The 26,933-nt window shown below is 45.1% G+C and carries 24 protein-coding genes, 1 tRNA gene and 1 pseudogene; 10 read left to right on the top strand and 16 right to left on the bottom strand.

The annotated features are described in order from the left end of the window. The first annotated feature begins 565 nt into the window (after positions 1-565). Together QY97_RS15280 and QY97_RS15285 are read left to right on the top strand one after the other, a co-directional pair. The gene (locus QY97_RS15280; RefSeq protein WP_039231368.1) at positions 566-1,759 is read left to right on the top strand and encodes a cytochrome P450 family protein; all 1,194 of its coding nucleotides are present in this window, start codon (positions 566-568) and stop codon (positions 1,757-1,759) included. A 148-nt stretch (positions 1,760-1,907) separates the two neighbouring features. After that, on the top strand, positions 1,908-3,437 hold the full coding sequence (locus QY97_RS15285; protein ID WP_083965884.1) for a BCCT family transporter: 1,530 nt from the start codon (positions 1,908-1,910) through the stop codon (positions 3,435-3,437). A 52-nt stretch (positions 3,438-3,489) separates the two neighbouring features. Here QY97_RS15285 and QY97_RS15290 read toward each other — a convergent pair whose 3' ends face one another. The 8 genes from QY97_RS15290 to pxpB all read right to left on the bottom strand — a co-directional run bounded on the left by QY97_RS15290 (position 3,490) and on the right by pxpB (position 9,544). Continuing rightward, a complete protein-coding gene (locus QY97_RS15290) occupies positions 3,490-4,035 on the bottom strand; it encodes a histidine phosphatase family protein (RefSeq protein WP_039231371.1) in 546 nt (181 codons plus the stop codon). A gap of 127 nt (positions 4,036-4,162) precedes the next feature. Then, a complete protein-coding gene (hepT, locus tag QY97_RS15295; RefSeq protein WP_039231373.1) occupies positions 4,163-4,573 on the bottom strand; it encodes a type VII toxin-antitoxin system HepT family RNase toxin in 411 nt (136 codons plus the stop codon). Further along, positions 4,563-4,970 (bottom strand): type VII toxin-antitoxin system MntA family adenylyltransferase antitoxin, encoded by a 408-nt coding sequence (gene mntA, locus QY97_RS15300; RefSeq protein WP_039231376.1) that lies wholly within the window; start codon positions 4,968-4,970, stop codon positions 4,563-4,565. The genes hepT and mntA overlap by 11 nt, the downstream gene beginning before the upstream one ends. A 160-nt stretch (positions 4,971-5,130) precedes the next feature. Further along, positions 5,131-5,529: a hypothetical protein gene (locus tag QY97_RS15305; protein ID WP_039231379.1), complete on the bottom strand. Its 399-nt coding sequence runs from the start codon at positions 5,527-5,529 to the stop codon at positions 5,131-5,133. A gap of 70 nt (positions 5,530-5,599) precedes the next feature. Beyond that, a complete protein-coding gene (locus tag QY97_RS15310) occupies positions 5,600-6,982 on the bottom strand; it encodes a sensor histidine kinase (RefSeq protein ID WP_039231382.1) in 1,383 nt (460 codons plus the stop codon). Beyond that, complete coding sequence (locus QY97_RS15315; RefSeq protein WP_039231385.1) at positions 6,979-7,647, bottom strand: response regulator transcription factor; 669 nt, start codon at positions 7,645-7,647, stop codon at positions 6,979-6,981. Before QY97_RS15315 ends, QY97_RS15310 begins: the two co-directional genes overlap by 4 nt. Positions 7,648-7,799: 152 nt before the next feature. Further along, the gene (locus tag QY97_RS15320; RefSeq protein ID WP_039231388.1) at positions 7,800-8,819 is read right to left on the bottom strand and encodes a 5-oxoprolinase subunit C family protein; all 1,020 of its coding nucleotides are present in this window, start codon (positions 8,817-8,819) and stop codon (positions 7,800-7,802) included. Continuing rightward, on the bottom strand, positions 8,816-9,544 hold the full coding sequence (gene pxpB / locus QY97_RS15325) for a 5-oxoprolinase subunit PxpB (RefSeq protein ID WP_046128600.1): 729 nt from the start codon (positions 9,542-9,544) through the stop codon (positions 8,816-8,818). Before pxpB ends, QY97_RS15320 begins: the two co-directional genes overlap by 4 nt. Before the next feature lie 537 nt (positions 9,545-10,081). On the opposite strand from pxpB, the gene QY97_RS15330 reads away from it, so the two are divergent. Genes QY97_RS15330 through QY97_RS15340 form a run of 3 tightly spaced genes read left to right on the top strand, consistent with a single transcriptional unit; the run spans position 10,082 to position 12,933 of the window. Beyond that, entirely contained in the window at positions 10,082-10,843 is a 762-nt protein-coding gene (locus QY97_RS15330; protein ID WP_039231390.1) for a LamB/YcsF family protein, read from the top strand. A 29-nt stretch (positions 10,844-10,872) separates the two neighbouring features. Next, complete coding sequence (locus tag QY97_RS15335) at positions 10,873-12,105, top strand: NRAMP family divalent metal transporter (RefSeq protein ID WP_039231393.1); 1,233 nt, start codon at positions 10,873-10,875, stop codon at positions 12,103-12,105. Positions 12,106-12,141: 36 nt separating this feature from the next. Beyond that, positions 12,142-12,933 (top strand): putative hydro-lyase, encoded by a 792-nt coding sequence (locus QY97_RS15340; protein WP_039231395.1) that lies wholly within the window; start codon positions 12,142-12,144, stop codon positions 12,931-12,933. 92 nt (positions 12,934-13,025) lie between these two features. On the opposite strand, the gene QY97_RS15345 is transcribed toward QY97_RS15340, so the two are convergent. The 6 genes from QY97_RS15345 to kdgD form a co-directional block, all read right to left on the bottom strand. Further along, positions 13,026-13,781, bottom strand: a complete 756-nt coding sequence (locus QY97_RS15345; RefSeq protein ID WP_039231399.1) for an IclR family transcriptional regulator — start codon at positions 13,779-13,781, stop codon at positions 13,026-13,028. Positions 13,782-14,029: 248 nt separating this feature from the next. Then, positions 14,030-16,441 (bottom strand): heavy metal translocating P-type ATPase, encoded by a 2,412-nt coding sequence (locus tag QY97_RS15350; RefSeq protein WP_039231403.1) that lies wholly within the window; start codon positions 16,439-16,441, stop codon positions 14,030-14,032. A gap of 97 nt (positions 16,442-16,538) precedes the next feature. Then, the gene (gene copZ, locus QY97_RS15355) at positions 16,539-16,760 is read right to left on the bottom strand and encodes a copper chaperone CopZ (protein ID WP_039231406.1); all 222 of its coding nucleotides are present in this window, start codon (positions 16,758-16,760) and stop codon (positions 16,539-16,541) included. 240 nt (positions 16,761-17,000) lie between these two features. Continuing rightward, positions 17,001-17,303 carry a metal-sensing transcriptional repressor gene (locus QY97_RS15360; protein ID WP_039231409.1) on the bottom strand — a complete coding sequence of 101 codons (303 nt, stop codon included), beginning with the start codon at positions 17,301-17,303 and terminating at the stop codon, positions 17,001-17,003. A gap of 358 nt (positions 17,304-17,661) precedes the next feature. Further along, positions 17,662-19,125: an alpha-ketoglutaric semialdehyde dehydrogenase GucD gene (gene gucD, locus QY97_RS15365; RefSeq protein ID WP_039231411.1), complete on the bottom strand. Its 1,464-nt coding sequence runs from the start codon at positions 19,123-19,125 to the stop codon at positions 17,662-17,664. A 21-nt stretch (positions 19,126-19,146) separates the two neighbouring features. Further along, positions 19,147-20,079 (bottom strand): 5-dehydro-4-deoxyglucarate dehydratase, encoded by a 933-nt coding sequence (kdgD, locus tag QY97_RS15370; RefSeq protein ID WP_039231413.1) that lies wholly within the window; start codon positions 20,077-20,079, stop codon positions 19,147-19,149. Between the two features lie 356 nt (positions 20,080-20,435). On the opposite strand from kdgD, the gene QY97_RS15375 reads away from it, so the two are divergent. The 3 genes from QY97_RS15375 (at position 20,436) to QY97_RS15385 (ending at position 24,049) form a co-directional block, all read left to right on the top strand. Next, positions 20,436-21,797, top strand: a complete 1,362-nt coding sequence (locus QY97_RS15375) for an MFS transporter (protein WP_046128777.1) — start codon at positions 20,436-20,438, stop codon at positions 21,795-21,797. A gap of 38 nt (positions 21,798-21,835) precedes the next feature. Beyond that, a complete protein-coding gene (gene gudD, locus QY97_RS15380; RefSeq protein WP_039231415.1) occupies positions 21,836-23,194 on the top strand; it encodes a glucarate dehydratase in 1,359 nt (452 codons plus the stop codon). Positions 23,195-23,353: 159 nt separating this feature from the next. Further along, positions 23,354-24,049 carry a FadR/GntR family transcriptional regulator gene (locus tag QY97_RS15385; protein ID WP_039231416.1) on the top strand — a complete coding sequence of 232 codons (696 nt, stop codon included), beginning with the start codon at positions 23,354-23,356 and terminating at the stop codon, positions 24,047-24,049. A 165-nt stretch (positions 24,050-24,214) separates the two neighbouring features. Here QY97_RS15385 and garD read toward each other — a convergent pair. Next, positions 24,215-25,423: pseudogene (gene garD / locus QY97_RS15390) on the bottom strand (galactarate dehydratase); the annotation flags it as partial. Positions 25,424-25,430: 7 nt separating this feature from the next. Between garD and QY97_RS15395 the strand changes: the two are divergent. Both QY97_RS15395 and QY97_RS15400 read left to right on the top strand, forming a co-directional pair. Further along, positions 25,431-26,072 (top strand): hypothetical protein, encoded by a 642-nt coding sequence (locus QY97_RS15395; protein ID WP_039231419.1) that lies wholly within the window; start codon positions 25,431-25,433, stop codon positions 26,070-26,072. Positions 26,073-26,287: 215 nt separating this feature from the next. Next, on the top strand, positions 26,288-26,665 hold the full coding sequence (locus QY97_RS15400) for a YmaF family protein (RefSeq protein WP_039231421.1): 378 nt from the start codon (positions 26,288-26,290) through the stop codon (positions 26,663-26,665). Positions 26,666-26,754: 89 nt separating this feature from the next. Here the strand turns inward: QY97_RS15400 and QY97_RS15405 are convergent. Next, positions 26,755-26,827 (bottom strand) — tRNA-Arg (locus QY97_RS15405). Between the last annotated feature and the right edge of the window lie 106 nt (positions 26,828-26,933).

The raw sequence follows: 26,933 nt of genomic DNA on the forward strand, positions 1-26,933 counted from the left end.
TCAAACTCTCCAAAAAGATGTTTGATTGCTCATAAAATAAATAAATCAAGAATTAACTGGCATGTATTTTGTTCAGTTTTCAAAGATCAATGTTGCCTTTCTTTTTCAAGAGTCAACTTTTATATCTTATCACATATTCAATATCAAAGTCAACATCTTTTTTATTTCCTTTTTCAAAACACTGTTTTCTTCGACAGCTAAATAAGCATATCATGTCTAGAAAACAAAGTCAATCACTTTTGTAAGATTTTCTTTTTTGCTTTTGTTTCAGCACCGCATCTCTCGGCGACGAATACTAATATAACATTTCTTCTTATTCATTGTCAACAATTCATTAAAAAGTTATTGTAATAAAAGGTTTACCTGAAGCGGCCATGCATGGCCGCACTCTTAATTAAATAGATAAATCTCTTTAACCTATTTGCAGCTAGTTGCCTTTTTACTCAATTGGCATATCGTTAAACCTCCGGCTCTTTAGCCATCACCCCCTATTTCTTTCTATTAGATAGCCTATTGACTTATAATGAAGCTGTGATTTAACTATTTTTTGGAAGGAGACGAAAAAATGAGTTCTGATGAGGCAGCAAGTTACGCATTATTTACGAAAGAATTCACAAAAAACCCTTATCGCACTTATGCAAAGTTGCGAGAAACAGAACCGGTATATCGGACACTCTTTCCCGATGGACAGCATGGCTGGATGATTACAAGATATGAGGATGCAGTTGAAGCATTGAAAGACCTTCGATTAATTAAGGATTTCTCTAAATTAATGGGCGGGAACATGGAACACGGCAGTATTTTCACCCACAATATGCTTTTTTCGGATCCGCCTGATCATAAAAGGCTGCGGGGTCTTGTACAACAAGCCTTTACACCACGGATGATTACAGAAATGAGGGGCCGCATACAAGAAATTACAGATGAACTTTTAGAGAAAATAGCCGGAAAGGATCACGTCAATTTAATTGATGACTTCGCTTTTCCCCTGCCGATTATTGTAATCTGCGAGATTCTTGGCATCCCAGCAGAAGACCGGGACAAATTCCGCCTATGGTCCAATTCACTAATTGAAGGGTCAGGCGGCGAGCATGCAGGCGATATCTTCCTTCATATGCAGCAATTCACCCAATATCTTGGCGAACGCTTTGCAAAGGTACGGGCCAATCTAGGACAAGACCTGATCAGCCAGCTAATCTTAGCGGAGGATGAAGGAGAGAAATTAACAGAGAAAGAATTATACGGCGTCGTGTCGCTTCTCATTATTGCCGGGCATGAAACGACCGTCAACCTGATTGGCAATACCGTTCTTTCCTTATTAGAGTATCCTGACCAGCTGGAGCTGCTGAAAAATAATCCCCATCTGATCCACACAGCCATTGAGGAATCGTTACGGTATAACGGACCGGTTGAATTCAGTACCTCCCGCTGGGCCCGTGAGGATTTTGAATTTAAAGGAAAACAAATCAAAAGAGGAGACTTAGTGGTGATTGCCCTGAATTCTGCTAACCACGATCCAGATCAGTTTAAAGACCCAGAGGTATTTGATATTACTCGTGAAAAAAGCCCTCACCTTGCTTTTGGAAAAGGCATTCACTTATGCCTTGGTGCCCCGCTCGCATGCTTAGAGGGCGAAGTCGCTATTAACAGTCTTTTGCAGCGTTTCCCGAATATTAAGCTGAAAGTGGATAAAGAAAAACTTGAATGGAGACCGGGTATGATTGTAAGAGGCGTGAAAGAACTGCCCCTTTCGCTTTAGACCATACGTTTCCAGAAAACAAACAAAAGGCTGCCTGCGAAGCTCAAATTATAAGCTTTTGCAAGCAGCTTCTTCTGTGTTCGTTTAAACACCCTTCCCTCTTGGCAATAGAATAGGAGGCCTATCAATACAAAAACGGAGTGAGCATATGAAAAATAATGATAGCCACCAAGCCTCCTCTTCTAAAAAGCCCGGAATTGTCTTTTACATATCGATAGCGATTGTAGGGATTTTTGTCATCTGGGGTGCCGTTAAACCCGTGCACTTTAATGAAATCATGACAGCAGGACTTAACTGGGTGACAGCTCATTTAAGCTGGTTTTATATTATGGCAACCACCGTGTTTGTTGGATTCTCTTTGTATCTAGCATTCAGCGGCAGCCGTAAAGTCAAACTAGGCAGTCCAGACAGCGAGCCCGATTATTCCCTGTTCTCCTGGATTGGCATGTTGTTTGCTGCTGGTATGGGGGTTGGGCTGGTCTTCTGGGGAGTCGCTGAGCCTATTTCCCATTACGTATCTCCCCCTCCCGGAATTGAAGCAGAGACAAATGCCGCTGCACAGGCTGCCCTCAAGTACGCTGTCTTTCACTGGGCGGTTCAGCCGTGGGCCATTTATGCCACAGTCGGACTGGCTCTCGCTTATTTTAAATTCCGAAAGCAAAAGCCGGGGCTGATCAGCCATGCCTTCTACCCGCTGATCGGAGAAAACGTCAACGGTCCAATCGGAAAAGCCATCAATATCATTGCAGTCGTTTCAACAACAGTTGGGATTGCTACGACGTTCGGACTGAGCGCTTTACAGATGAGCGGAGGCATGAGCGAAGTATTTAATACACCAAATAACTCAACGGTCCAGTTGATCATCATCGCAGCGGTCGGTGTGGTTTTCATGATAGCTGTTATTGCAGGGGTGGACAAAGGAATTAGTAAACTGAGTAATGCCAACCTTATACTGGCAGCTGTACTGCTCGTTACGGTCCTCCTATTAGGTCCAACTGTTCTGCTTTTAGAGAACCTGTTTACGACACTTGGTTCTTATATAAATGAATTCCCTTCCTTAAGTCTTGATGTCGCTCCTTACAGCGAATCGGAGTGGCAGGAAAAGTGGACCGTATTCTACTGGGCCTGGCTGATTGCCTGGGCACCATTTGTCGGGACGTTTATTGCCCGTGTATCTAGAGGAAGAACGATCCAGGAATTTGTTCTTGGCGCTCTGCTTGTTCCGGCACTGCTGGGAGCTGTCTGGTTTGTCGTATTCGGCGGAACGGCGCTTCATTTTCAAATGAACGGGACAGCTGATATAGCTGGACCTGCCCAGGAAAATCCCGAAGTAGCGCTTTTTCTTACCTTGCAGCAGCTGCCTTTAGGAATGGTACTTAGCGCGATGGCACTTGTCTTGATTGCTATCTTTTTTGTCACATCAGCAGCTTCAGCCACTTATGTACTCGCCGTGCTCTCTTCCAAGGGCACATTAAAGCCGAAAACAAGCACGGAGGTGATCTGGGGCATTTTAATAGCGGGAATAGCAGCTGCTTTGTTGTTGAGCGGTGGCCTTAATGCCCTGCAGGCAGCCTCTATCATTGTTGCCCTTCCATTCACGCTTATTTTACTCGCTATGTGTGTATCGCTAGCCATTGCTTTGAAAAGAGAAAAGCCGAAGAAGAATTCATCTGCATAAATGACAAGAGATTACCCTGAAATATCCAGGGCAATCTCTTATGCATTCTTCTCTAACTCTCCAACGTACCCAAATCGGATAAGGACAGCCGGCTAACGACTTCATAGCCGCTTCCTTGTCCTTTAGGCCTTATAATCACTGTCCCCATATTAGGAATCTGGCCTAATCCCACACCCGCCGGGAAGCTGTGAGCTATAATCACTTTGTTTTTTTCTCTTGCCGGCTTTGTTTCTAATATGGACTGAAGGTGAGCTAACACCCTTTTTCTTTCCTCACTAGGCAAGTTTTCATTCAATTTCTGTGCCCCGACCCAAAACAGATCAATTTTTACATTTGCACTCCCAAAAGCCAGCTGCGCTGTTTCTAGTGTTCTACAAAAAGGACTGGCACTAACAGGATGCTGAATAGGGATTTTGAAATACCGGAGGATGTCTCCATAATAAATAGCCTGCCTTCTCCCCTGCTCAGAAAGGTTTCTCTGAGTAAAACAATTTCGAAAATCCACCTTAGGCCAATCCCTTCCAATAGTTGCTTCTCCATGCCGTACATACAATATTAATCCTCCCTCACGAAGGGAATTAAGCAGCAGCCGTTTCAAGCCCTCCCCCCTCTCGCCTCCACAACTTATGATTACTACTAGCTTATGAGGCGATGCAGGCCATCGATTAATAAAAAAAACTCCTTTGACGAAGAAAGGAGTTTCTTTGTGTACCTGTTTTCTATTTTTATCCTTCGAAAGTAAGCACTTGCTTCGCGAAGACTTTATAATCCGCTAAATGCTTCTCAATGATAACTTTAACGATCTCTAAGTTAATATCCTGATAATCGTGAACGGCAATATTCCGAAATCCGACCATCGCCTTCATCTTAAAAGAGAGCTCTTCTGTGATGATGCCGTTTTTAGCTAGCAGCTCGAAAGCATCACGGCTCGTTTGCGGAATCCCCAGCTTTTTATCAGCTACTACGTGCATCGCAATGTCAATGCTGGCCTCACAAGCTCGTTGAATATTAAGAATGATGGAGTCCTGCTTCGTATAATTCTCCAGGTTAGCTGGATTATCCGCATATTCCTCCTTAATTCTCTTCACGCAACGTTCAATAGTACCCACTTTATTTAAGATTACATCACTCTTCATAGATTTGGCCTCTTTCCGAAATACTGTCTAGAATCATGCGCCGCTCCTCATTCAACATAGCATAGCTCTTCAACGCCTGCATTTCAAACCGTGCCTTTTCATTTGAATCATTGCCGTGCAGAACCTTTCCTTTTTCGATAACCTGTGCCTGAAAGACCGTGGAGGCTTGTTTTAAATCGATAAGATCTACATCCTTATTTACAATGGCCGCAAGCTCCTGTGCCAGCATAAAGCGCTCGTAATTACTGAGATTCTTTTCACTTAAATACGCAATATCAATGTCGCTGTTGCTGTGAGTACGATTAGCCGCATAAGAACCGAACAAATAAATGACCGATGGAACTATACGATCAAGAAGAAAATCCGTTATTACTTTCTCCGCATGTTCAGTATCCATCTTCGTTCACTCCAGTCGTGGGAAATGTCAGCTTGCTGATTATATGATACCGCATGATGAAAGTGTTCACAATTATGCGAACAACGGATGCCAGAATTTGTTTATAAGTCTTCCTGCAAAAAAGCCCAGTAAATCAGGGTAAGATCAGCTATGTATGCTGTTACAGGCTATCTTCTTTCTCTAGCAGGAAAGAAATCAAGATAAATACTACAAAGCTGATCAGCAGCACGGTGCCGCCAACAATAAAAGCGATGAGTGTAAAAACCTCATTAAAGTTAAACGGATTCACATTGTATAAAAGCATCCCTGCCGTTAAGCCGACAGAACCGACAGCCGCCGTCCATCCGTGCAGGGAAACGAGTTTCTTCACTTTCACCTCATATACTTTATAAAACAGTCCCCAGGCGAATACCGACAGCCAGCCAACTACTAGCATATGGGCATGAATAGCCCGAAGTTGATAATTACCAGACCCCGACATATCAGACCCTACAATCGCTCCTAAAAGACCGAACACTGCCGCCAAGCGAATCAGACGCACACTCCAAACCTTTTCCATAAACATACCTCCATACTTGTTGTATAGAAGCAGTATAGAAAATGAATCTAAACTCAATCTAAACAGCCTGTCACGATTTTGGCAACAAGACTGTTACCTTTGTGCCTTTGCCTGGCTTACTAGCTATCTGCAGCTCTCCATGATGAAGCTCCATCACTTCTGTAACAATGGCCAGGCCCAATCCTGTACCTTTGGTTGAGCGGGAAGTGTCTCCACGATAAAACTGCTCTACAACGCGGGGCAAATCCTCTTCTGCAATCCCAATCCCCGTGTCTTCAAATGAGACGTTTATCTGGCCATTTTCCATTTTTATGCTGATCCGAATATCTCCGCCAGGCTGGTTATATTTAATTGCATTCGTCAGCAAATTTTCCCATACATTCTCTAATAATGTCTCATTCCCCTTAACAAATACTTCGTCTATATCCAGCCATACTGAGATCTTTTCCTTCTCAAGCAGCCAATTGTATTTCATGACTGCAGCTTCCACTTGTTCGTGCAGAGCGACCGACTGGTTCATATCATAGGCAGCTGGCTGATCAAGCGATGTCAGCAACAGGAGCTGTTTCGTTAAATTGGATAGCCGCCATGTTTCACTTTCAATGACAGACGCATACTGCTCACGGTTTGCGGCATCCAGATTCTCTCGTTTTAATAGCGCCGCATATCCGCTGATATTCTGCAGAGGAGATTGGAAATCGTGCGATACATTGCGGATGAAGCTTTTACGTGCCTCTTCATTAGCTTTTAGCTGTCTCGCCATCTTGTTAAAGCTGTTCGCCAGCATACCGAGCTCATCAAAGCGGTTTACCCGTACCGTTGCATCATAGTCCTCCGAAGCGATTCGTGCCGTGCCAGCGGTTAATTCTTTAATCGGCCGGATTATGTACCAGGCAGACAAAAGAATAGCCAGCAAGCTGATTAACGGCACCAACAAGGCTAAGCCGCCAAGAATAGTATGGACTTCACTGAAAAGCAGGCTGATGTTCGGCCGGACAAACATCGCATACCGAATACCATTGAAGGTAAAAGGAATACCTACCGAATTCTGGAGATCATTCGCAAAGAATCCTGTAACAAAGAGCTGCCTCGGATAATCCCGAATCCCGTGAAACACTTTCCCAGCCAATACATCCTCTATAACCTGGTCATCTAGTTCTTTCAAACGATAAGGCCCCCCGTAAAAGCCTTCCTCTCCACGTTCATTGACAACGTAAATCTGATAGCCGGCCTTCCCCAGCATAGCCATATGCTCCTCGAGGCTTAACCCCGGATGGCCCACTATGTAAGCAGCCATCTCGCTCACAATAGCTACATTTTTTGCGTCATTCTTCTCTTTCACGACCCGGTGGTAATACATATTGGTCGCTAAGAAGCCGATTACTCCGCTCATGACCATGATCAACACTGCCACGACAACATACTTAATATATAAGGATGACTTGATCTTCATTTTTCTTCCTCTAACCAGTACCCCACGCCCCGCGCTGTATGGATATGAACCGATGCCTGCAAAGCTGACAGCCGCTCCCGGATCCGTTTCATATGTGTGTTGAGCGTATCATCATTTTCATAGTCCAAGCCCCATACTTGTTCCATTAAATAACGTCGTTCAAACACCTGGCCAGGTCTCGATGCCAATATTGCCAATAACTCAAACTCCTTCAACGGCAGCATCAGCTTCTGCTTCCCTTTCACCACTTGCAGGGTCTGCCGGTCAATCTCCAGATCCCCTACCTCGATCTTACTTTCAGTGGGCTTATCATAACGCCTTAGGATGGCCTGCACCCGGAAAAGCAATTCCTCCGGCTCAAACGGCTTCACCACATAATCATCCACCCCGCTCATAAAGCCCTCCCGCTTATCCTCCAGCTCTCCTTTCGCCGTCAGCATAAGCACAGGCATGTCCCATTCTTCCTTTAATCGAGCCGTTAACTGAAAGCCGTCCACTCCCGGCATCATCACATCCACAATGGCCAAGTCCACCGAATGATCCGCCAGCCTTAAAGCCGCTTCCCCTGAACTTGCTGTCAGCACCTTGTAACGCCAAGCCACTAAATGCAGCCGCACCAGCTCTAAAATATGAAGATCATCATCTACTACTAAAATGGTCCGCATGAAAAGTCACCTTCTCCATCAAAATCTATCCATAACCCTACACTAACGAAACGGGAAATGGAAAGGAATTAGAGAGAGAAAAAGACCGGCAAGAGAACATATCACCAAAAGAGCATCAAAGAAACCGTAATTAAAACTCTTCTACACCTCTTTTATACTAGCGTTGCCAGCCCCGGCTTGAGCGACACCCCAATTTTTACTTCCTGAATCCATTCCTCTTGTTCGAGATAAAGCTGCTCTGCTTCTTCTAATGTAATTTCTTTAAAACGAATTTTTTCGCCAGGCTTTAGCTGGGCAATAATCGGAAGATCCACTGTTGCTACCTGGGCAATTCTAGGGTAGCCTCCGGTTGTCTGCCGGTCCGCAAGAAGGATAATAGGGTTCCCGTCTTGCGGTACTTGAATGGTCCCGTGAGATACAGCCTCGGAGACAAGCTCAAAGGGCTCTTTCAGCTCTAAGCCTGGCCCTGACATTCGGTAGCCCATACGATCAGACTTTGGAGTTATTTGAAAATCTTGTTCAAAGAATTGTGTTTGGCTTAGTTGATTGAAACGATCAAATTCAGCTCCGCGCATCACACGGACCGTAGAAGGCTTTTTTAAACATATAAAACGAGCTGAATTGATCGACCAATTGGTCGCTGTATACGAACGAGAGCGGCCTATGCGTTTTAATTGCTGAAAAAGAGGGATCGCTCTTTCGGGCATTTCATTTAATCTTAGCCTGTCTCCAGCTTGTAAAGCCCGGCCTTCATATCCGCCGATTTCTCCTCGTAAATAGGTGCTTTTGCTGTTCATGACTTCCGGAACAGCAAAGCCGCCAGAGGCGGCGACATATGCTCGGCAGCCGGATTGGCATCCCTTAAATTGAAGCACACTTCCCTTTTTTACATAAACGGGCTTCCACATAGGGACAGCTTCTCCATCGATGACAGCAGATAAGTCTCCCCCGGTAATAGAGATTAATGCATCCTCCTCTAACACCAAAGATGTTCCCATCAACGTTACCTCTAAAGCAGCTTCTCCCTCTTCATTGCCGACTAATAAATTAGCCAGGCGAAGAGAGACAGCATCCATCGCCCCACTGACGATTACCCCATACTTTTGAAAGCCGTATCTTCCTAAATCCTGAATACTGGCTAACAGACCTGGACGATTCACTCTTATACTCATTTTGCTTTCTCCTTGTATGCTTTATATTCTTCAAAAGAAACGGGAACAAACTTGACCATATCTCCCGATTGAAGAAGAGTGGGGGGATGTTCACTCGGGCAGAAAAGCTCAATGGGCGTGCGGCCAATCAATTGCCAGCCGCCAGGTGTGGAGATCGGATAGATGCCCGTTTGCATGCCGGCAATTCCCACAGATCCTGCTGGGATCGATAAACGAGGTGAACGGCGGCGAGGTGTGGCAATTTTTTCAGACATTCCGCCTAGATAAGGAAAACCCGGGGCAAACCCAATCATGTATACGAGATATTCTCCGTTAGAATGGATGTCAATAACGTCACTGATCGATAGCTGATTATGCTTAGCCACAGCTTCTAAGTCCGGCCCAAACTCTCCCCCGTAACAAACTGGAACTTCCACCGTTCGCTGTTTCTGCGCCTTCGTCTCTTCCAGTTTCTTGATTATCTCTTGAAGCACCGAGCAGACGAGTCTATAGGGTGAACGTTCTTTCTCTGAATGAGAAAAAAGAGGTTCTTTTTTGTACGCACGATGAACCAATAAAGGATTGTAAAAGACCGTTACGCTTGTAAAGGCTGGCACGCATTCAATAAATCCAGTGAAAGCATGTTCTTCAAGGTAATCCGATAACGCTTTCACTTTGCGGTGTACCTCACGGTTAATTTCTGTACCAAATTGAATACAAACGGATGAATCCCCGATTGGTTTCATTTCAATTTTTGTTTTCCCATAAGAAATGGTTTGAAGCACGTCATCACCTCTTCTTGTTTCTAATTACGGAACTTAAGTTTTATTTAATGGAATATAAATTAATTATAATTATCTGAATATAGAAACACAAGAGTCAATCTTTAGGGAGTGGGCTCCTACACATTCTAGAGAGCTATAGTTCTATGCCTCTTTACCCATCTCCTTTATAGATGATCATAAAGTTTCCAGTAGGTACGCGGGGAAGTAATTTGAAAATTAAGTTATATACAAGAGAATTATTTTATGTTATTATTCGAAACATCAATTCCTCAATTCGGACAAAAAGCCGGTGTGAAGAGTCAATTATCTCAAAAATTAGACAAATTTTATGATCAGCTACAAGAAGACTGCCTTTTGCACAAGACCTTTCAGCTTCATCAATACGCCTAATTTAATTGCAAACGCTTACCTAGCTATTGCCTTCCACTTTCATAGTACTTGTTCTTCCATCTTGTACTGTGAATGAATATTTTCATAGATAGAACAGGGGGATTTTCTATGTATCGAATTGATTTAAATTGCGATTTAGGAGAAAGCTTTGGGGCCTATAAGATGGGAAGAGATGAAGATATTCTTCGCTTCGTTACATCGGCCAACATCGCCTGCGGGTTTCATGCAGGAGATCCGTCCGTGATGCGTCAAACGGTTCGTCTAGCTCTTGAGAAAGGGGTTAAGATTGGTGCGCACCCGGGACTTCCTGACTTAATCGGTTTCGGACGGCGTAACATCAGTATTTCACCGCAAGAGGCCTATGATATGGTCACTTACCAAATCGGCGCTCTTAACGGATTTATACAAGCAGAGGGAGCAGCTATGCAGCACGTCAAGCCGCATGGTGCGCTCTATAATATGGCTGCCAAAAGCAGCGAGCTGTCAGAAGCGATTGCAGAAGCCGTTTATAAAGTGAACCCAGAGCTCATTCTTTTTGGCCTTGCAGGCAGTGAATTAGTGCGGGCAGGCGAAAAAATTGGTCTGCAAACCGCTCATGAAGTATTTTCTGACCGGACTTACCAGGCGGACGGCTCCTTAACGCCGCGAAGCCAGCCGGATGCGCTCATCCACAATGATCAGCAAGCGGTCTCGCAGGTTGTCCGTATGGTAAAGGAAGGAAAGGTGTTTTCTCAGCAAGGCACTGATGTTTCAGTCAAGGCTCACACAGTTTGTATTCACGGAGATGGTTCCGAAGCACTAACATTCGCCCGCCATATTCGCCAAACTCTTCAAGCCTCTGACATCTCAGTAAAAGCGATCAGTGAATAAGAAAAGAAGGTTGTTAAGGAGGAGCAACAATGGAACCATCTAAAGTGACAGAAAAGCAGGATAAAAAGGCACCGGCTGCACCAAAACTCAATTGGACGTTATTAATGGGAGCGGCTTTCCTGATGGCCACCTCAGCCGTCGGGCCGGGTTTCCTGACACAGACAACCGTCTTTACCCAAACATTAGCCGCGAGCTTCGGCTTTGTCATTCTCGCTTCTATTATTCTTGATATTTTTGCTCAAACAAATGTATGGCGGATTATTGCCGTGTCGGAAAGAAGAGGACAAGATATTGCGAACATGGTATTCCCGGGTCTCGGATATGTTCTTGCCTTCTTAATTGTGCTCGGAGGACTGGCTTTTAATATTGGAAACATTGCTGGTGCGGGTCTTGGGTTAAATGCGTTAATGGGCATTTCACCGGAAACAGGAGCTGTAATCAGCGGTGTCATTGCTCTTCTCATTTTTTTAGTAAAAGAAGCTGGAAAAGCAATGGATCGTTTTACGCAAATTGCCGGATTTGTGATGATCGGTTTAATGATCTATGTCGCCTTTTCGACAGCACCGCCTATCGGTGAGGCGGCCGTCCGAACAGTGGCACCGGAGAAAATTGATATATTGGCCATTGTCACATTAGTAGGAGGTACAGTAGGCGGGTACATTACTTTCGCCGGAGGCCACCGTTTATTAGATGCGGGAGTAAAAGGCGTAGATGCCCTGCCTCAAGTTACAAGAAGTTCGGTGATTGGTATTTTAATCACTTCGGTTATGCGCATTGCCCTATTTCTGGCCGTACTCGGTGTTGTATCACAAGGACTGCAAATTGATCCGGATAACCCGCCGGCTTCTGTGTTCCAGCTGGCAGCCGGTAACATTGGTTATAAAATATTCGGAATTGTCATGTGGTCGGCTGCGATTACTTCCGTCGTGGGTGCTGCTTATACATCGGTATCATTTATCCGGACGTTTAGCAGCCGTTTAGAGAAAAACCACAATTGGATTACGGTTGCTTTTATTATCATTTCAACCATCTCTTTTGTATTGATCGGAAAGCCTGTCAAAGTACTCGTTCTTGTGGGGGCCTTAAACGCTCTGATTCTCCCGCTTGCTCTCGGCACCCTGCTTATTGCTGCTTATAAAAAGAGCATTGTCGGTGATTATAAGCACCCATTATGGCTGACGGTTTCAGGAGTATTCGTGGTCGTTATTATGGCACTTATGGGCGGCTATACCATTATCAACTCGCTTCCACAGCTGTTTTAATAAATCGTCATTATGATAAAAAGAGGGATGAAGGATATGAACAACCTTGCTTCTATGCAGCCATCGAACATACGTGAAATGATTCGTCGCAATGAACTGGTAAAGCCCACAGCGGGAATGGCTAATGGATTTGCGCAAGCTAATTTAGCTATCCTAAAGAAGGAGGATGCGTTTGATTTCCTGCTCTTTGCTCAGCGCAATCCAAAATCCTGTCCGATTCTTGACGTGACTGAACCGGGTTCGCCGATTCCTCAAATGGCGGCTCCGACCGGCGATATACGGACAGATATTCCAAAGTACCGAATTTATAGACATGGGACACTAGCAGAAGAGGTAACCGACATCACGAGCTATTGGGAAGAAGATATGGTTGGTTTTCTCATTGGATGCAGCTTCACATTTGAACATGCCCTTCTTCAGAATGGCATTCCAATACGGCATATTGAGGAAGAGCGCAATGTCCCTATGTATGTGACAAACATTTCATGCACCCCAGCTGGAAAATTCCACGGGATGACAGTCGCCAGCATGCGCCCGATTCCTCAGGAAGACGTCGTGCGTGCTGTACAGGTGACATCACGCTTTCCGGCGGTTCACGGAGCTCCTATTCATATTGGAAACCCAGAGGCACTTGGCATTACAGACATTGCCCGCCCTGACTTCGGTGATGCGGTTACAGTAAGAGCGAATGAAGTTCCTGTATTTTGGGCGTGCGGCGTCACGCCTCAGGCAGTAGCCATGGCGACAAAGCCAGCCTTGATGATCACTCATGCGCCGGGGCATATGTTTATTACCGATCTTCGGGATGAAGAACTCGGCGTACTGTAAGATAAGAATGATAAAAGGACCTGGCATTTGAGCCGGGTCCTTTTCATGGTGCCTAAACACTCGAACCGTACTTTATATAGTGAGGAATCCCGTCACTGCAAGTATCCATATTTCCTTGAAATCTCAAGAGCCGCATTTTTCACTTTTTCAGCTAGTGAAGGCAGGGCCTCCGGCTGGTAATTCACACTGAGACCAGCGATGCTAATCCCGCCTATGATTTGACCCTTATAATCAAAGATCGGAGCCGCAATCGCAGATGTATGATCGGCAAGCTCCGAGTGGCTCACTGCATATCCCGTTCTTTGAGATTCTTCCAGCAAAAGACGAAGCTTCTCTTTATTCGTAATCGTCCCCGACGCAATCGGATGAAGTTCAATTTCCTCCAGATACTGCTCCCGCTCCTCCTCCGGTAAAAAAGAGAGAATCACACGGGAACAAGCTCCAGCGTAAAGCGGCGACCTTCTTCCCACTCCTGTGTAAAGTCTGACAGGCTGTTTCGTATCCAGCTTCTCAATATAGATGGCTTCCCGGCCTTTCTGTACAATCAGATTCACCGCTTCTCCCACCTCTTCATGGAGCTTTTGCATAACGGGTAAAGCGACTTGCCGGATATCGAGCCGTTCCGCTACTAGCTGGCCAAACTGAAGAAACAGTAACCCAAGTACATATTTTCCATCTTTATCCTTTTCTAGAAACCCCATCTCCTCAAGTGACATGACCATTCGGTAAACCGATGTTTTTGGGATCCCTGAAACTTGGACGATCTCATTAAAGCTTAACTTTGGATATGTTAAGAAAAGATTCAAGATATCCATTGACCTTACGACTGTCTTATTTTTGATTTGCACGAGCTGTCCCCTTTCCCATTGCTTGGATCTTTAAGTTCCGAATTTCGGTATGTACATATTATACCTGTAGGAACAAAAAACTCAATAACCTAACCGGCTGAAGGCTTCACCTTTTTAGAAAAAGTCTCCATCCTATCATCTCATTTTGAGTAGGCAGAAGGACATGCAGAAGTTGGTACATATGATTCAAGAAAAAAACATAGAGGAAACTGCGCAAATTGCAATTTCCTCTATAGACGACAGATCATTTACTTTTCTAATTTGACTCTTTGTAAGCGTAAAGCATTCAATACGACCGACACAGAGCTGAAGGCCATAGCAGCACCTGCCACCCATGGTGCAAGGAACCCTGCTGCCGCAATTGGAATCCCAATGGTATTATAGGCAAATGCCCAGAATAAGTTTTGCTTAATGTTGCGTATCGTTTTGCGGCTCATTACAATCGCATCGGCAATGCTCGTTAAGTCGCCCCGGATCAGTGTAATATCTGCCGCTTCCATGGCGACGTCTGTACCCGTACCGATGGCCATTCCAATATCCGCTGTAGCGAGCGCTGGTGCATCATTAATGCCATCTCCGACCATGGCCACTTTTTTGCCCTGTTGCTGCAGCTTTTTCACTTCATTGGCTTTATCTTCAGGCAGCACTTCCGCAATGACTGCGTCAACGCCTACCTCTCTGCCAATGGCCTGGGCGGTACGCTGGTTATCACCTGTCATCATGATGACCGTGATGCCCATCTGCTGTAATCGGCGCACAGCTTCCTTAGATGTATCTTTAATCGTATCTGCCACCGCCACGAGCCCTGCGTATTTTCCATTAACAGCAGCGAGCATCGCGGTTTTGCCGTCGCTCTCTAGCTTTTCCATTGCGGGGAGAACCGGTGTAATATCAATGCCGTATTGCTGCATGAGCTTGCGTGTACCAATAATGATCCCTTGGCCCGACACCGTTGCCTGCACACCGTATCCCGGAATAGCTTCGAAGAATTGCACACTGCCAAGCTTAATGCCTTTCTCCTGAATACCTTGAACAATAGCCTGGGCTAATGGGTGCTCGGATTGTTTTTCTGCTGCACCGATCAGGGATAAAAATGTTTCTTCATTTTGACCGCTTGCCAGTAACACATCTGTTAATACAGGCTTCCCATGTGTAACCGTACCAGTTTTATCAACAACGACCGTATCAACACCTTGTGTCTGCTCTAAATGCTCGCCGCCCTTGAACAAAATACCGAATTCGGCTGCACGGCCTGAACCAGCCATAATAGAAGTTGGTGTGGCCAAACCAAGCGCACATGGACAAGCAATGACAAGGACAGCAATTAACACTTCAAGCGCCTGAGCAAAATCACCTGGCTGAATCCATATAAACCATACGAAAAATGTGATGATAGCAATTCCTACTACAACTGGTACGAAAATGCCCGAAATCTGGTCTGCCAGGCGCTGGATAGGTGCTTTCGAACCTTGCGCATCCTCTACGACTTTAATAATTTGGGCTAATGCGGTGTCACGGCCAACTTTCGTCGCTGTCATCTTGATGAAACCGTTTTTGTTAATGGTTGATCCGTATAACACGTCACCTGCTTGTTTATCTACCGGCAAGCTTTCACCTGTCAGCATAGATTCGTCTACAGCGGTGATTCCTTCTGCTACTTCTCCATCAACTGGAATCTTCTCGCCCGGTTTTACTAAAATGGTGTCACCAATTACGACTTCTTCTAACGGTATTTCTTTTTCCACACCGTCACGCAGCACGACTGCTGTTTTCGCTTGAAGCCCCATTAGTTTTTTGATCGCTTCCGATGAACGGCCTTTTGCTCTCGCTTCGAATAATTTACCTAGAAGAATGAGCGTAATCAGCACCGCGCTTGTTTCGAAGTATAAGTGCGGTGCATGATGTGACCCTGACGTAATAATTGCCTGATAGACGCTATAGAAATAGGCTGCTGACGTACCCATCACAACGAGGACATCCATATTGGCGCTGCCACTGCGAAGAGCTTTATAAGCACCCACGTAAAACTGTTTACCAATAATAAACTGTACCGGCGTAGCCAAGATCATTTGTATCCATGGATTCATTAAAATATCCGGTACATACAGGAACGAAGTGAATGAAAAGTGCCCGACCATCGTCCACAGCAGCGGCAACGATAAAATCGCCGAAATGATAAATTTACGCTTTTGATCCTGGATCGCCTTTTCACGATGATCGACCTGTTCAGTCTCTTCTTGCTTTGGATGTGCCCCGTATCCCAGCTTTTCTACCTTTGCAATAATATCCCCAGCGGATACCTCTGAAGGGTTAAATTCAATAGTGGCTTTTTCAAGTGCTAAATTGACGTTGGCGGAGGCTACACCATCCATTTTATTTAGCCCTTTTTCAATGCGCACAGCACATGCGGCACATGTCATCCCGGTAATATCAAATTCGGCTTTTTGTTTCACCACCCCATAGCCAAGTGATTCAACTTTCTTTTCTAAGTCCGTTTCACTCAGCTTGGATGGATCATATTGAATCAATGACTTTTCAAGTGCCAGGTTGACCGTTGCCTGCTCCACACCGTCCATTTTATTTAATCCTTTTTCAATACGTGTGGCACATGCGGCACATGTCATTCCTGATATTTGCAGGGTTGCTTCCTTCTGGCTCATATTTTCACTCCTATCCTGCCGCCCCTGTATAGGTGTATATTTTCTTAAAAATGGATCGTGCTAAGAAGAGCACGGTTTCTTTTTGTTTTAATCAGCCTCAGACAGGCTGTTCTTGTTCTACATCATACCCTTGGTCTTCGATAACCTCTTTAATTTCTTTCAAGCTGACTGTATTGGCATCAAAGGCTACCTCTACTTTTCCTTCAGCAAGGTGGACCTTAACCAATTCCACACCTTTTAATTGACCTACACTTCCTTCAATAGAACGAACACAATGCCCGCAAGACATGCCTTGTACGTAAAGTATTACTTGTTCCAAGAAAAACTCCTCCTTTTTAAATAATAAACTTCATTTTTATACTTATATGGTACCATACCCCTGTAGGGTAGTAAAGAGAAATGCGTTTCTTTAGAAAGCATCTTCTGTTTTTTACTTATATATTTCCCTTCCTCACCAACGGAAATACCGATTTATTATCAACACAGCACTCCCTACCCATGTAGGGTATACATATGTTTAAAAATCATACCAGCTATCATCGATGGCTGGTATGGTTCATCAGGATTTAGAAAATCGCTTAAACACTTCCATTAGCTCCTGAATCGCTTCTTCCCCATCTCCGGTCTTGATCGCATCTGTTACGCAATGCTTTGTGTGGTCTGCCAATAAATGAAGTCCTACTTTATTCAGAGCTGCATTGATCGCAGAGATTTGAGTGAGAATATCTACACAATACCGGTCACTTTCAATCATATTCTGAATGCCGCGCACTTGCCCCTCGATCCGCTTTAGCCGGGTGATTAACTCATCTTTTTCTTTCTTTAACCTATGTGTTCCTTTGATATCCTCGTTATTGTCCATATAAGCGTCACCCTTTTCTTCTTAAAAATCTCTATATTAAATTGTATGCATACGGTACGGGGGTGTGCACAATTATCTAAAATTATGATCATACGCCCGCACGGTATCTTAAGAGAGGAGATCTTTCCAAGCAAAAACAGGATCCCTCCGCCAAGAGGGATCCTGTTGAACATATTCTTCTGAGAATAAAGCAAACCACACGCTGCTGTTTGCTTCACCGACCGGCTTGGTTAAGGTATTTCACTCTGTTAGCGATCTTATTTTTTCTAGAACCTTTTTATAACTGTATTCAGACAAATGCATCTATCTTTCCCAAAAAGAGTCACAGCTCACACTACATTTCTTCCTTTGTATCTTGTTATTTAACAAATACCGTTTTAATGGAAGTGAAGAATTCCTTAGCTGCTTCTCCTTGTTCGCGGGAATGGGAGCTGGAGTTTTTCATGCCTCCAAATGGAGCCTGCAATTCAACGCCCGCACTCTCTGCGTTCACTCGAATCAGCCCTGCTTCCATGTCGCTAACAAATGAAAGCAAATGCTGAATATTCGTTGTGAAGATAGAAGCGCTCAGGCCATATTCTACGTTATTTGCCAGCTTCAAGGCTTCCTTTACAGAGTCCGCTTTCATTAAAGCAATCACAGGTCCGAAAATTTCCTCTTGTACGATCGCCATATCCTGCGTGCAATTTTCAAAAATTGTTGGTTCTACGTAAAATCCATCGGCTAGTTCTCCGTTCTCCAGGCGTTTGCCGCCAGTGAGTAAAGTGGCGCCTTCCTGCACCCCTTTATCTATATAAGAAAGAACAGTGTTTAATTGACTTTCGCTTGCACATGGCCCCATCCATGTTTGGCCGTCTAAGCCGTTGCCGACGGAAAGCTCTTTCGTTTTGGTTAGAAGAAGCTCTTTAAACTCGTCGAATACTTCAGCCGCCACAATGACACGGCTCGTTGCTGTACATTTTTGGCCTGTTGAACGGAAAGCGCCTGCAATCACCGCTTCTGCTGCCAGCTGGAGATCTGCATCAGCTGCAACAATCACTGGATTTTTTCCGCCCATTTCAAGCTGATATTTCGCTCCTCTAGCTAAAGCGGCTTGTCCGATTCGCTTTCCTACGCTGTTTGAGCCAGTGAACGTGATGCCGTCTACATCCTTATGATCAGCGATCCCTTGACCAATGACACTTCCAGGGCCCGTTACCATATTCACCACGCCGTTTGGCAGACCAGCTTCTTCAAAACACTCTACAATTTTTGCACAAGTGACCGACGCTTCACCGGCAGGCTTCACTACAATAGTATTTCCGTACACGAGAGCCGGAGCCATCTTCCATATAGGAATCGCAATCGGAAAGTTCCAAGGAGTAATGACGCCGACAACCCCAAGCGGCGTGCGTGTAGTAAACATAAGTGCTTCACTATCTGTAGATGGAATCACATCCCCTACTTTGCGCATCCCTTCTCCTGCATAGTATTTCAATATGGCGATGCCGCGGGCTGTCTCTCCTTTTGTTTCAGCCAAGGTTTTTCCCATTTCCCGTGTGGCGCATTCTGCTATTTCATCTAGTCGTCTTTCAAGGATTTGCGCCACCTTGTATAAGTATTCTCCTCGTTCAGCGCCGGAGAGCTTGCGCCATGTTTCCTTCGCCTGCTTCGCCGCTTTTACTGCGTGGTTTAAGTCTCTTTCTGTTGACTTTTGTACGTACCCTACAACCTCTTTTTTGCTGGCAGGGTTTAGGCTGTGGTCTACCTCCTGTGATTCAGAAGCCACCCATTCGCCATTGATGAAGTTAAGATATGTTTTCGTCTGAACTGTTGTTGCCATCTATAGTTCCTCCTTCTATTGTTAGATAGATTGAATTGTTTTTTCTTTTGGGAAACGCTCAAGGACCTTTTCCAAAATGGCTTCCATCTCTGCGTAATGGCCTTTTTCAACTGGCAGAATCGGCAGCCGCACCGTTTGCCCTACTGGCATGCCCATAATTTCCATGCCTGCTTTAATCAGCGAAACAGCATATCCTTTACGCTGACAGCGGATATTGTTAATTGGCAAAATGACGTGCTTATAAATATCATGGACTACCTCTTGATCTCCTTCTAACACCGCACTGTAAAACTTCCTCGATATGTGCGGAATATAGTTAGAAATGGCTGATGAATAAGATTCAAAGCCAAGCGGTACATACGCGGGCATAGTCACTTCTGCCAGCGGCATGCCATTGAGCCAGCTGAACCGGTCGCCAAAAGTTTGTGTAAGAAGCGTGTTTAACTCCATATTTCCTAACCCGTCTTTTACGCCGACTACCTGAGGGACGTCGGCAAGCACTTCCAGCGTAGCGACAGACAAGGAAAGATTGTCGCGTTGGTAAACGATCGCATTTAAATCTGTGCTCTCTGCAATAGTCTTAAAGTAAGCAGCCTGGCCTGCCGTTTCGCCTGGTACAAGATACGGAGGCAGAATCAAATAACCCTCCGCTCCTTTATCCGCTGATATACGGGCAAGCTCTAGTGAAGTTTGAATATTGCCTCCTACTCCTGTGTATACAGGGACCTTCCCTGCCGTTACGGATACAGCTACTTCTACCATTGCTTCGTATTCCTCTTTGCTTAGTGACGGATACTCTCCGGCTGCACATGCTACGAAGATCGCCTCAAGCCCTTCGTCTAATAGAAATTGAATGTTTTGAGCAAGTTTTTGCTCATCCAGTTTGTTATTTTCTGAGAATGGTGCAATAGGAAATCCTAAAATCCCTTTGGGGGCCTTTCGTTTCGTATTCATGTTTATTCCTCCCTTTATATTTTGTTTTATTGTAAGACAAATAAACTAATAGATCAATCAAGTTTTTTTATTTTCTGAAAATATTTGTTCTTTTGTCGCTTTTTCTCCTCTTTTTTTCCTTAATATATGGACTCAAAAAAATGAAAAGGAAGAAAAAAGAAGAGACATTTTTTTGAAAAAAACTAATTGACAGATAATTTTATTTGTCTTACAATTGGACAAAATTAAACAAACGGCAACATAAAGGGAGCGATGCCACACTCTAAAAAGGACATTCAAAATCTAATTATCCATACATTTCTTGATTGTAAGCGGTGTCAAATGAGGTTAATATCTTTTTATAAGGAAGTGAGTACATGAAAGCTCAAGAAAAAGTTTTACCGACCCCTCCACCAGTTGCTGATCACCAGAAAAAGACACGGGCGCGATGGTTTGTTGTCTTCATGCTCTTTGTCGTTACCGCCCTTAATTATGCCGATCGCGCGACCTTGTCAATTGCTGGAACAGATATGTCTAACCAGCTTGGCTTAGATTCCGTTATGATGGGTTATGTGTTCTCCGCCTTCGCTTGGTCTTATGTAGCCGGGCAAATTCCTGGCGGATGGCTATTAGACCGCTTTGGCTCAAAAAAAGTTTATTTCTGGAGTATCTTTCTCTGGTCCTTCTTTACACTCTTGCAAGGCTTTATCGGCTTTTTTGGAACAGCCGGAACAGCCGTCATGATCCTCTTTGGGCTCCGTTTCCTTGTAGGTTTATCGGAAGCGCCTTCATTCCCGGCTAACAGCCGGATCGTGGCTTCCTGGTTCCCGAGCCACGAGCGTGGAACAGCTGCTGCTACGTTCAATTCAGCGCAGTATTTTGCCACTGTTCTTTTTGCTCCTATCATGGGATACATTACGTATACATTTGGCTGGGAGTATGTGTTCTACTTTATGGGTGCTTTAGGTATCATTATCGCTTTTACATGGCTGAAAGTGATTCACAGCCCTAAAGAACATCCGCGCATGAATAAAGCCGAGCTTGATTATATCGAAGAAGGCGGCGCATTGATCAATATGGATCAAGCGGAAGCGAAAACAGAAGAGAAAAAAGGCGTCAACTGGAAGAATGTTAAGCAGCTCCTCTCCAACCGCATGCTTCTGGGCGTTTATTTAGGACAATACTGCATTACGACACTGACATACTTCTTCCTTACTTGGTTCCCTGTGTACCTCGTTGAAGAAAGAGGCATGACAATCCTTGAAGTTGGCTTTATTGCCTCCCTTCCGGCCATTTGCGGCTTCTTTGGCGGAATTCTCGGAGGGTTGTTCTCAGACTTCTTGCTGCGGAAAGGTTTCTCCTTGACCGTGGCCCGAAAAACCCCAATCGTCCTTGGTATGCTGATGTCTATGAGTCTAGTAGCGGCGAACTATGTGGATGCACAGTGGGTAGTCATCTTCGTTATGGCTCTTGCATTTTTTGGAAAAGGATTTGGCGCACTTGGCTGGGCCGTTGTATCGGATACATCACCGAAGGAAATGTCAGGCGTGAGCGGTGGTCTTTTCAATACGTTTGGCAACATTGCCGGTATCACAACGCCAATTATTATCGGATATATTATCGCAACGACTGGATCTTTCAACGGAGCTCTCGTATTCGTTGGTGCCAATGCCCTCGTCGCGATTTGCAGCTATCTGTTCCTTGTTGGTGAAATCAAACGAGTAGAGCTTAAATCTTAATCAACTAAACCACTTTATTTGGATAGGAGCGAAAATAAATGAATACACAATTAGTTAAAGAAAACGTACAAACAGGTACACCTGTGATTAAGGAAATGAACGTCATTCCAGTAGCAGGGCGCGACAGCATGCTTCTTAACCTGAGCGGTGCCCATGCCCCGTACTTCACCCGCAATATTGTCATCCTAAAGGATAATATGGGCCATACAGGAGTAGGCGAAGTGCCCGGAGGAGAAAAGATCCGTCAAACTCTTGAAGACGCCAAACAGCTGGTTGTCGGACAATCCATAGGAACATATAACAATATGTTGAATAAAGTCCGGAAGCAGTTTGCCGATCGTGATTCGGCAGGGCGCGGCAACCAAACATTTGATCTCCGTACGACTATTCATGCAGTAACCGCTTTAGAAGCCGCACTTCTTGACCTGCTGGGACAATACCTCGGCGTTCCGGTTGCTGCGCTTCTCGGTGAAGGCCAGCAGCGCGACAAAGTAGAAATGCTAGGTTACTTGTTTTACGTAGGGGATCGCCATAAGACGGACCTCGAGTACGTAAGCGACCTAGAGGCTGAGGATGATTGGTTCCGCCTCCGTCATGAAGAAGCATTAACACCGAAAGCGGTCGTCCGCTTAGCAGAAGCGGCTCACGCTCGCTATGGTTTTAACGATTTTAAATTAAAAGGCGGTGTTCTGCGCGGCGAGGAAGAGATCGAAGCTGTTACAGCTCTGGCAGAACGCTTCCCTCAGGCTCGGATAACACTTGATCCGAACGGCGGCTGGCTTTTGAAAGACGCAATTCGACTTTGCCGGGACCAGCATCACGTACTAGCTTACGCAGAGGATCCGTGCGGAGCAGAAAACGGCTTCTCCGCTCGTGAAGTTATGGCAGAGTTCAGACGCGAAACGGGTCTGCCAACTGCCACAAATATGATTGCGACAGACTGGCGGCAAATGGGGCACTCCATTCAGCTTCAATCCGTAGATATCCCTCTTGCCGATCCGCATTTCTGGACAATGCAAGGCTCTGTCCGTGTAGCTCAAATGTGTCATGACTGGGGACTAACGTGGGGATCGCACTCCAATAACCATTTTGATATTTCATTAGCTATGTTTACCCACGTAGCTGCAGCTGCACCAGGAAAAATCACAGCCATCGATACTCACTGGATTTGGCAGGATGGACAGCGTTTAACGAAAGAGCCTCTTCAAATTGTTGATGGAACGGTCGATGTTCCTTCTAAACCTGGTCTTGGCATTGAATTGGATATGGAGCAAGTAGAAAAAGCGCATCAATTGTATAAACAGAAGGGGCTGGGAGCCCGCAATGATGCTATGGCCATGCAATATTTAATTCCCGAATGGCAGTTTGATCCAAAAAAACCTTGCCTGGTCAGATAAAGACTCTTGAAGAATCTATGCGTCGTCCTTGAAGGGCGGCGCATTTTTCGTATTCATAAAAGAAAGAACTCTTCCTTCCATGAAAATAAACGCAAGATATTATATAATTAGTCTTACAATATGATACAGACAGCTTTTTTACAGAAAAGAGGGTACGAAATGGAACCGTCGTTAAAGAAAATAGGTGTACAATCTGTCCACCGCAGCACTCTTTCGAAGCAGGTAGTGGAACAAATTGTGCAGCTGCTGATTAGCGGAAAGATGAAAGCTGGGGACAAGCTGCCTCCTGAAATGGAGTTAATGGAAGAACTTCAAGTGAGCCGGCCCGTTCTACGTGAGGCGCTCAGTGCACTTGAAACCCTTGGTGTCATTACACGAAAGACTCGGGAGGGAACCTTTTTCAACAATAAAGTTGGGAGTCAGCCTTTCTCTATCATGCTGGCATTAGCAGTAGATAACCTTCCAGCGATCATTGAAGCTCGGATGTCTTTAGAACTTGGACTTGTGACCATGGCTGCTGAAAAAATTACGGACGAGCAGCTGAGGGAATTAAGAAAAACAATTGACGCGATCGCCAACAGCAAAGACAACGATTATGGAGAAGCTGATAAAGAATTTCATCATATTATCGCTGTAAGTGCAAATAACCCGATTGTCGAGGGAATGATTGATTCATTACTAATTATGCATAGCAAAATTGACAGTCTTATTCAGTACCGGGAACGTGACTTAACCGTTGCCTACCATGAAGCCATCTACGCGGCTCTTGAATCGCGCGACCCGCAGGAAGCATTTAATCAAATGTATAAACACCTCGATTATGTTCGCCAAAAAGTACTTGAGCACTCAACTTGAAAGCTAGAAAGGGAATGAACGAGAGGGAAACAAACCGCTTCTTAAGGAGTATCGCGATCCTTTCGAACATTTTGTTCATTAAGCACGTTTCCACTTAAAAAAGTCGATTCCTGCACGCGAAGGAATCGACTTTTTCATGAGTTTGTTTAATGATCAATGACTTGTTCAAGTGACCGGTGCAGGATTAAAGAGGCTAAGGTCATTATGAATGCCCCACTTTTCCGCCCATGTTTTTCGATCCCCGCTGGCCACGGCAAGAATTTCACGGAAAATCTCCCAGCCGACTTCCTCTATTGAGGCTTCACCAGTAGCGATTTTTCCTGCATTAATATCGATGAGATCAGGCCATTTCTCCTGCAAGGCATTGCGGGTAGATACTTTGATGACCGGCGCAATGGACAAGCTGTAAGGAGTGCCTCGTCCTGTTGTAAATACTTGCAAGTGCATGCCGGAAGCAAGCTGCAGGGTGCCGCAAACAAAGTCACTCGCTGGTGTCGCCGCAAAAACGAGCCCTTTTTTCCTTGCCTTTTCACCTGGTGCCAGCACATCCGTGATCGGTGCTGTTCCGGATTTCACAATGGAACCCAGTGCCTTTTCTACAACATTGGATAGGCCTCCTCGCTTATTCCCGGGTGAAGGATTGGCACTTCGATCTGCTTGTCCCCTGCTCAAATATTCATCATACCACTGCATTTCCCGAATTAAAGCCTTTCCAACCTCTTCGTTTTCCACGCGCGGTGCAAGCAAGTGAACAGCGTCCCGCACTTCAGTTACTTCTGAAAATAACACGGTCGCCCCCGCTCTTACCAGCAAATCAGCCGCATAGCCTACAGCCGGGTTAGGCGTCAATCCAGAAAAAGCATCGCTTCCGCCGCATTGGACACCAATGACAAGATCTGAAACTGGGCATACTTCCCGCTTCCTTCTGTTTAAACGTTCCAATCGTTCTCTGGCCATTTTCATGATTGACTCAATCATATTCATAAAGCCCGTTTGATCCTGCAGGGATACAATATTTTCTTCATCTTTTCCCTCATTTAACCGCTGAGGTACAAGCTTCTCACACCCGAGCCCCACAATCATTACTTCTCCCCCAAAGTTTGGGTGACTGGACAAGTTTTGTACGGTACGAATAGGAACCGCCGCATCCGGTGCATTAATGGCGACACCGCAGCCATATGTATGTGTCAGCGCAACCACATCATCTACGTTAGGAAATTGAGGAAGCAGCTCCTGCTTTATTTTATTGACCGCAAATTCAAGAACACCAGCGACGCATTGCACACTTGTCGCAATACCTAGTATATTTTTTGTACCTGCTGTTCCATCCGAATTGCGGTACCCCATGAAGGTAAATTCCTCATCCAGCGGAGGCAGAGAAATGGCTGACATCCTCTCATCCTATGACAGTCAGTTAATCGCTGCCGCTCTCCTAGGGGCTTTTCATGGTATTAATCCAGCCATGGGCTGGTTATTTGCTGTCTTCTTAGCCGTTCAGCGCAATGATACGAAGGTATTGTTTTGGGCGATTTTCCCCATTGCCGCTGGCCAAATGCTTGGCGATGGAGCCGTTATCGCTGTTCAAACTTTTGCAAGGTTTCACTTTCCCTTACATGCGGTGCACATCTTTATCTCCCTCTTCATCCTTCTATATGGGTTTTACCGCTTATTTCGGTATTACCGCCATTTCAAGTGGAGCGGCGGCTTAAAAGTAGGCTATGGACAATTAATCTTGTGGTCCTTTCTCGCTTCATCCACTCACGGTTCCGGACTGCTGTTCGCCCCCTTTATTCTTTCTGCGGAAAAGGTAACGGATCTTATTCCGTTATGGATTGTTCATGAACTCGGCATGCTTGCTTCCATGACCGTCGTTGCCCTGATTGTCTACCGCGCCGGCATGGTGAAGTTCCGTAAATATATCGTGAATTATGAATTAATATGGGCGATTCTATTAATTACCGTGGGGATGATTTTAATAGTCATGGGCGGAGACTCGAGCGGCGGCCATATGCATGTTCATTGACTTAAGACACAAAGCCATCTTTTCTCCATTGAGCAATTGGGAAAGCCGGGAAACCTCCGGCTATTTCCTTTTATTAACAAACACTTGTACCAAGAAAGATTTAATATGCATATCTTTGATCAAGTGCTTTCTTCTCGTGTTTCTTTCTTTTGGACGAAAGAATGAATCACCCGTCTGCCACATACTTTTAAAAGAGTGTAAAGGGGGAGGAAGATATGTTCGTACCGATCAATGGATATTTATATGAATTAGGTGACACGAGAGAGCCGGCCCATGCTCACGACTTGTACATCACCTCATGGGGGCGTGTTCCTCTACATGTCCACCATATCTCCGGGGAAACCTCCTACGATGTTGGTCATCGCCATAGGTACGCTGGAACAACAGCTCCCGCCCCGAGCGGTATGCCGCATACACATCAGTACTTCGTCTACACGTCTGTTGATGATGGACATATTCATGAAATCAGAGGAGTGACAGGGCCGGCCATCCCACTTCCAAATGGCGGACATTTCCATGAATTTCGGGGCGTCACTTCAAGGAATGGATCAACGCCGCACACCCACGCATATCAAGGGCGTACGAGCAAATAATAAGATTAACACTAGCAAAAAAAGAGTCCTATTTCTCACCCGCTCATGAGAAATAGGACTCTTTTCAGTACGCAATTGATTGTATATTACGCGCCCTAGAGAATTTGAATCTCTGACCAACGGCTTAGAAAGCCGGTGTCTATCCTGCTAAGCTCCAGGCGCTCGAGGATATAAAAAGGTTCTAAATCAAATGTTGGGGTTTTAGGCTACCGCGCTACGCTTGGTGGCCTCTATAAAAAATGATGGATGGTACCATTCATCATTTTTT

It is taken from the genome of Bacillus thermotolerans (genome assembly GCF_000812025.2).
GTDB classification, from domain to species: domain Bacteria; phylum Bacillota; class Bacilli; order Bacillales; family Domibacillaceae; genus Quasibacillus; species Quasibacillus thermotolerans.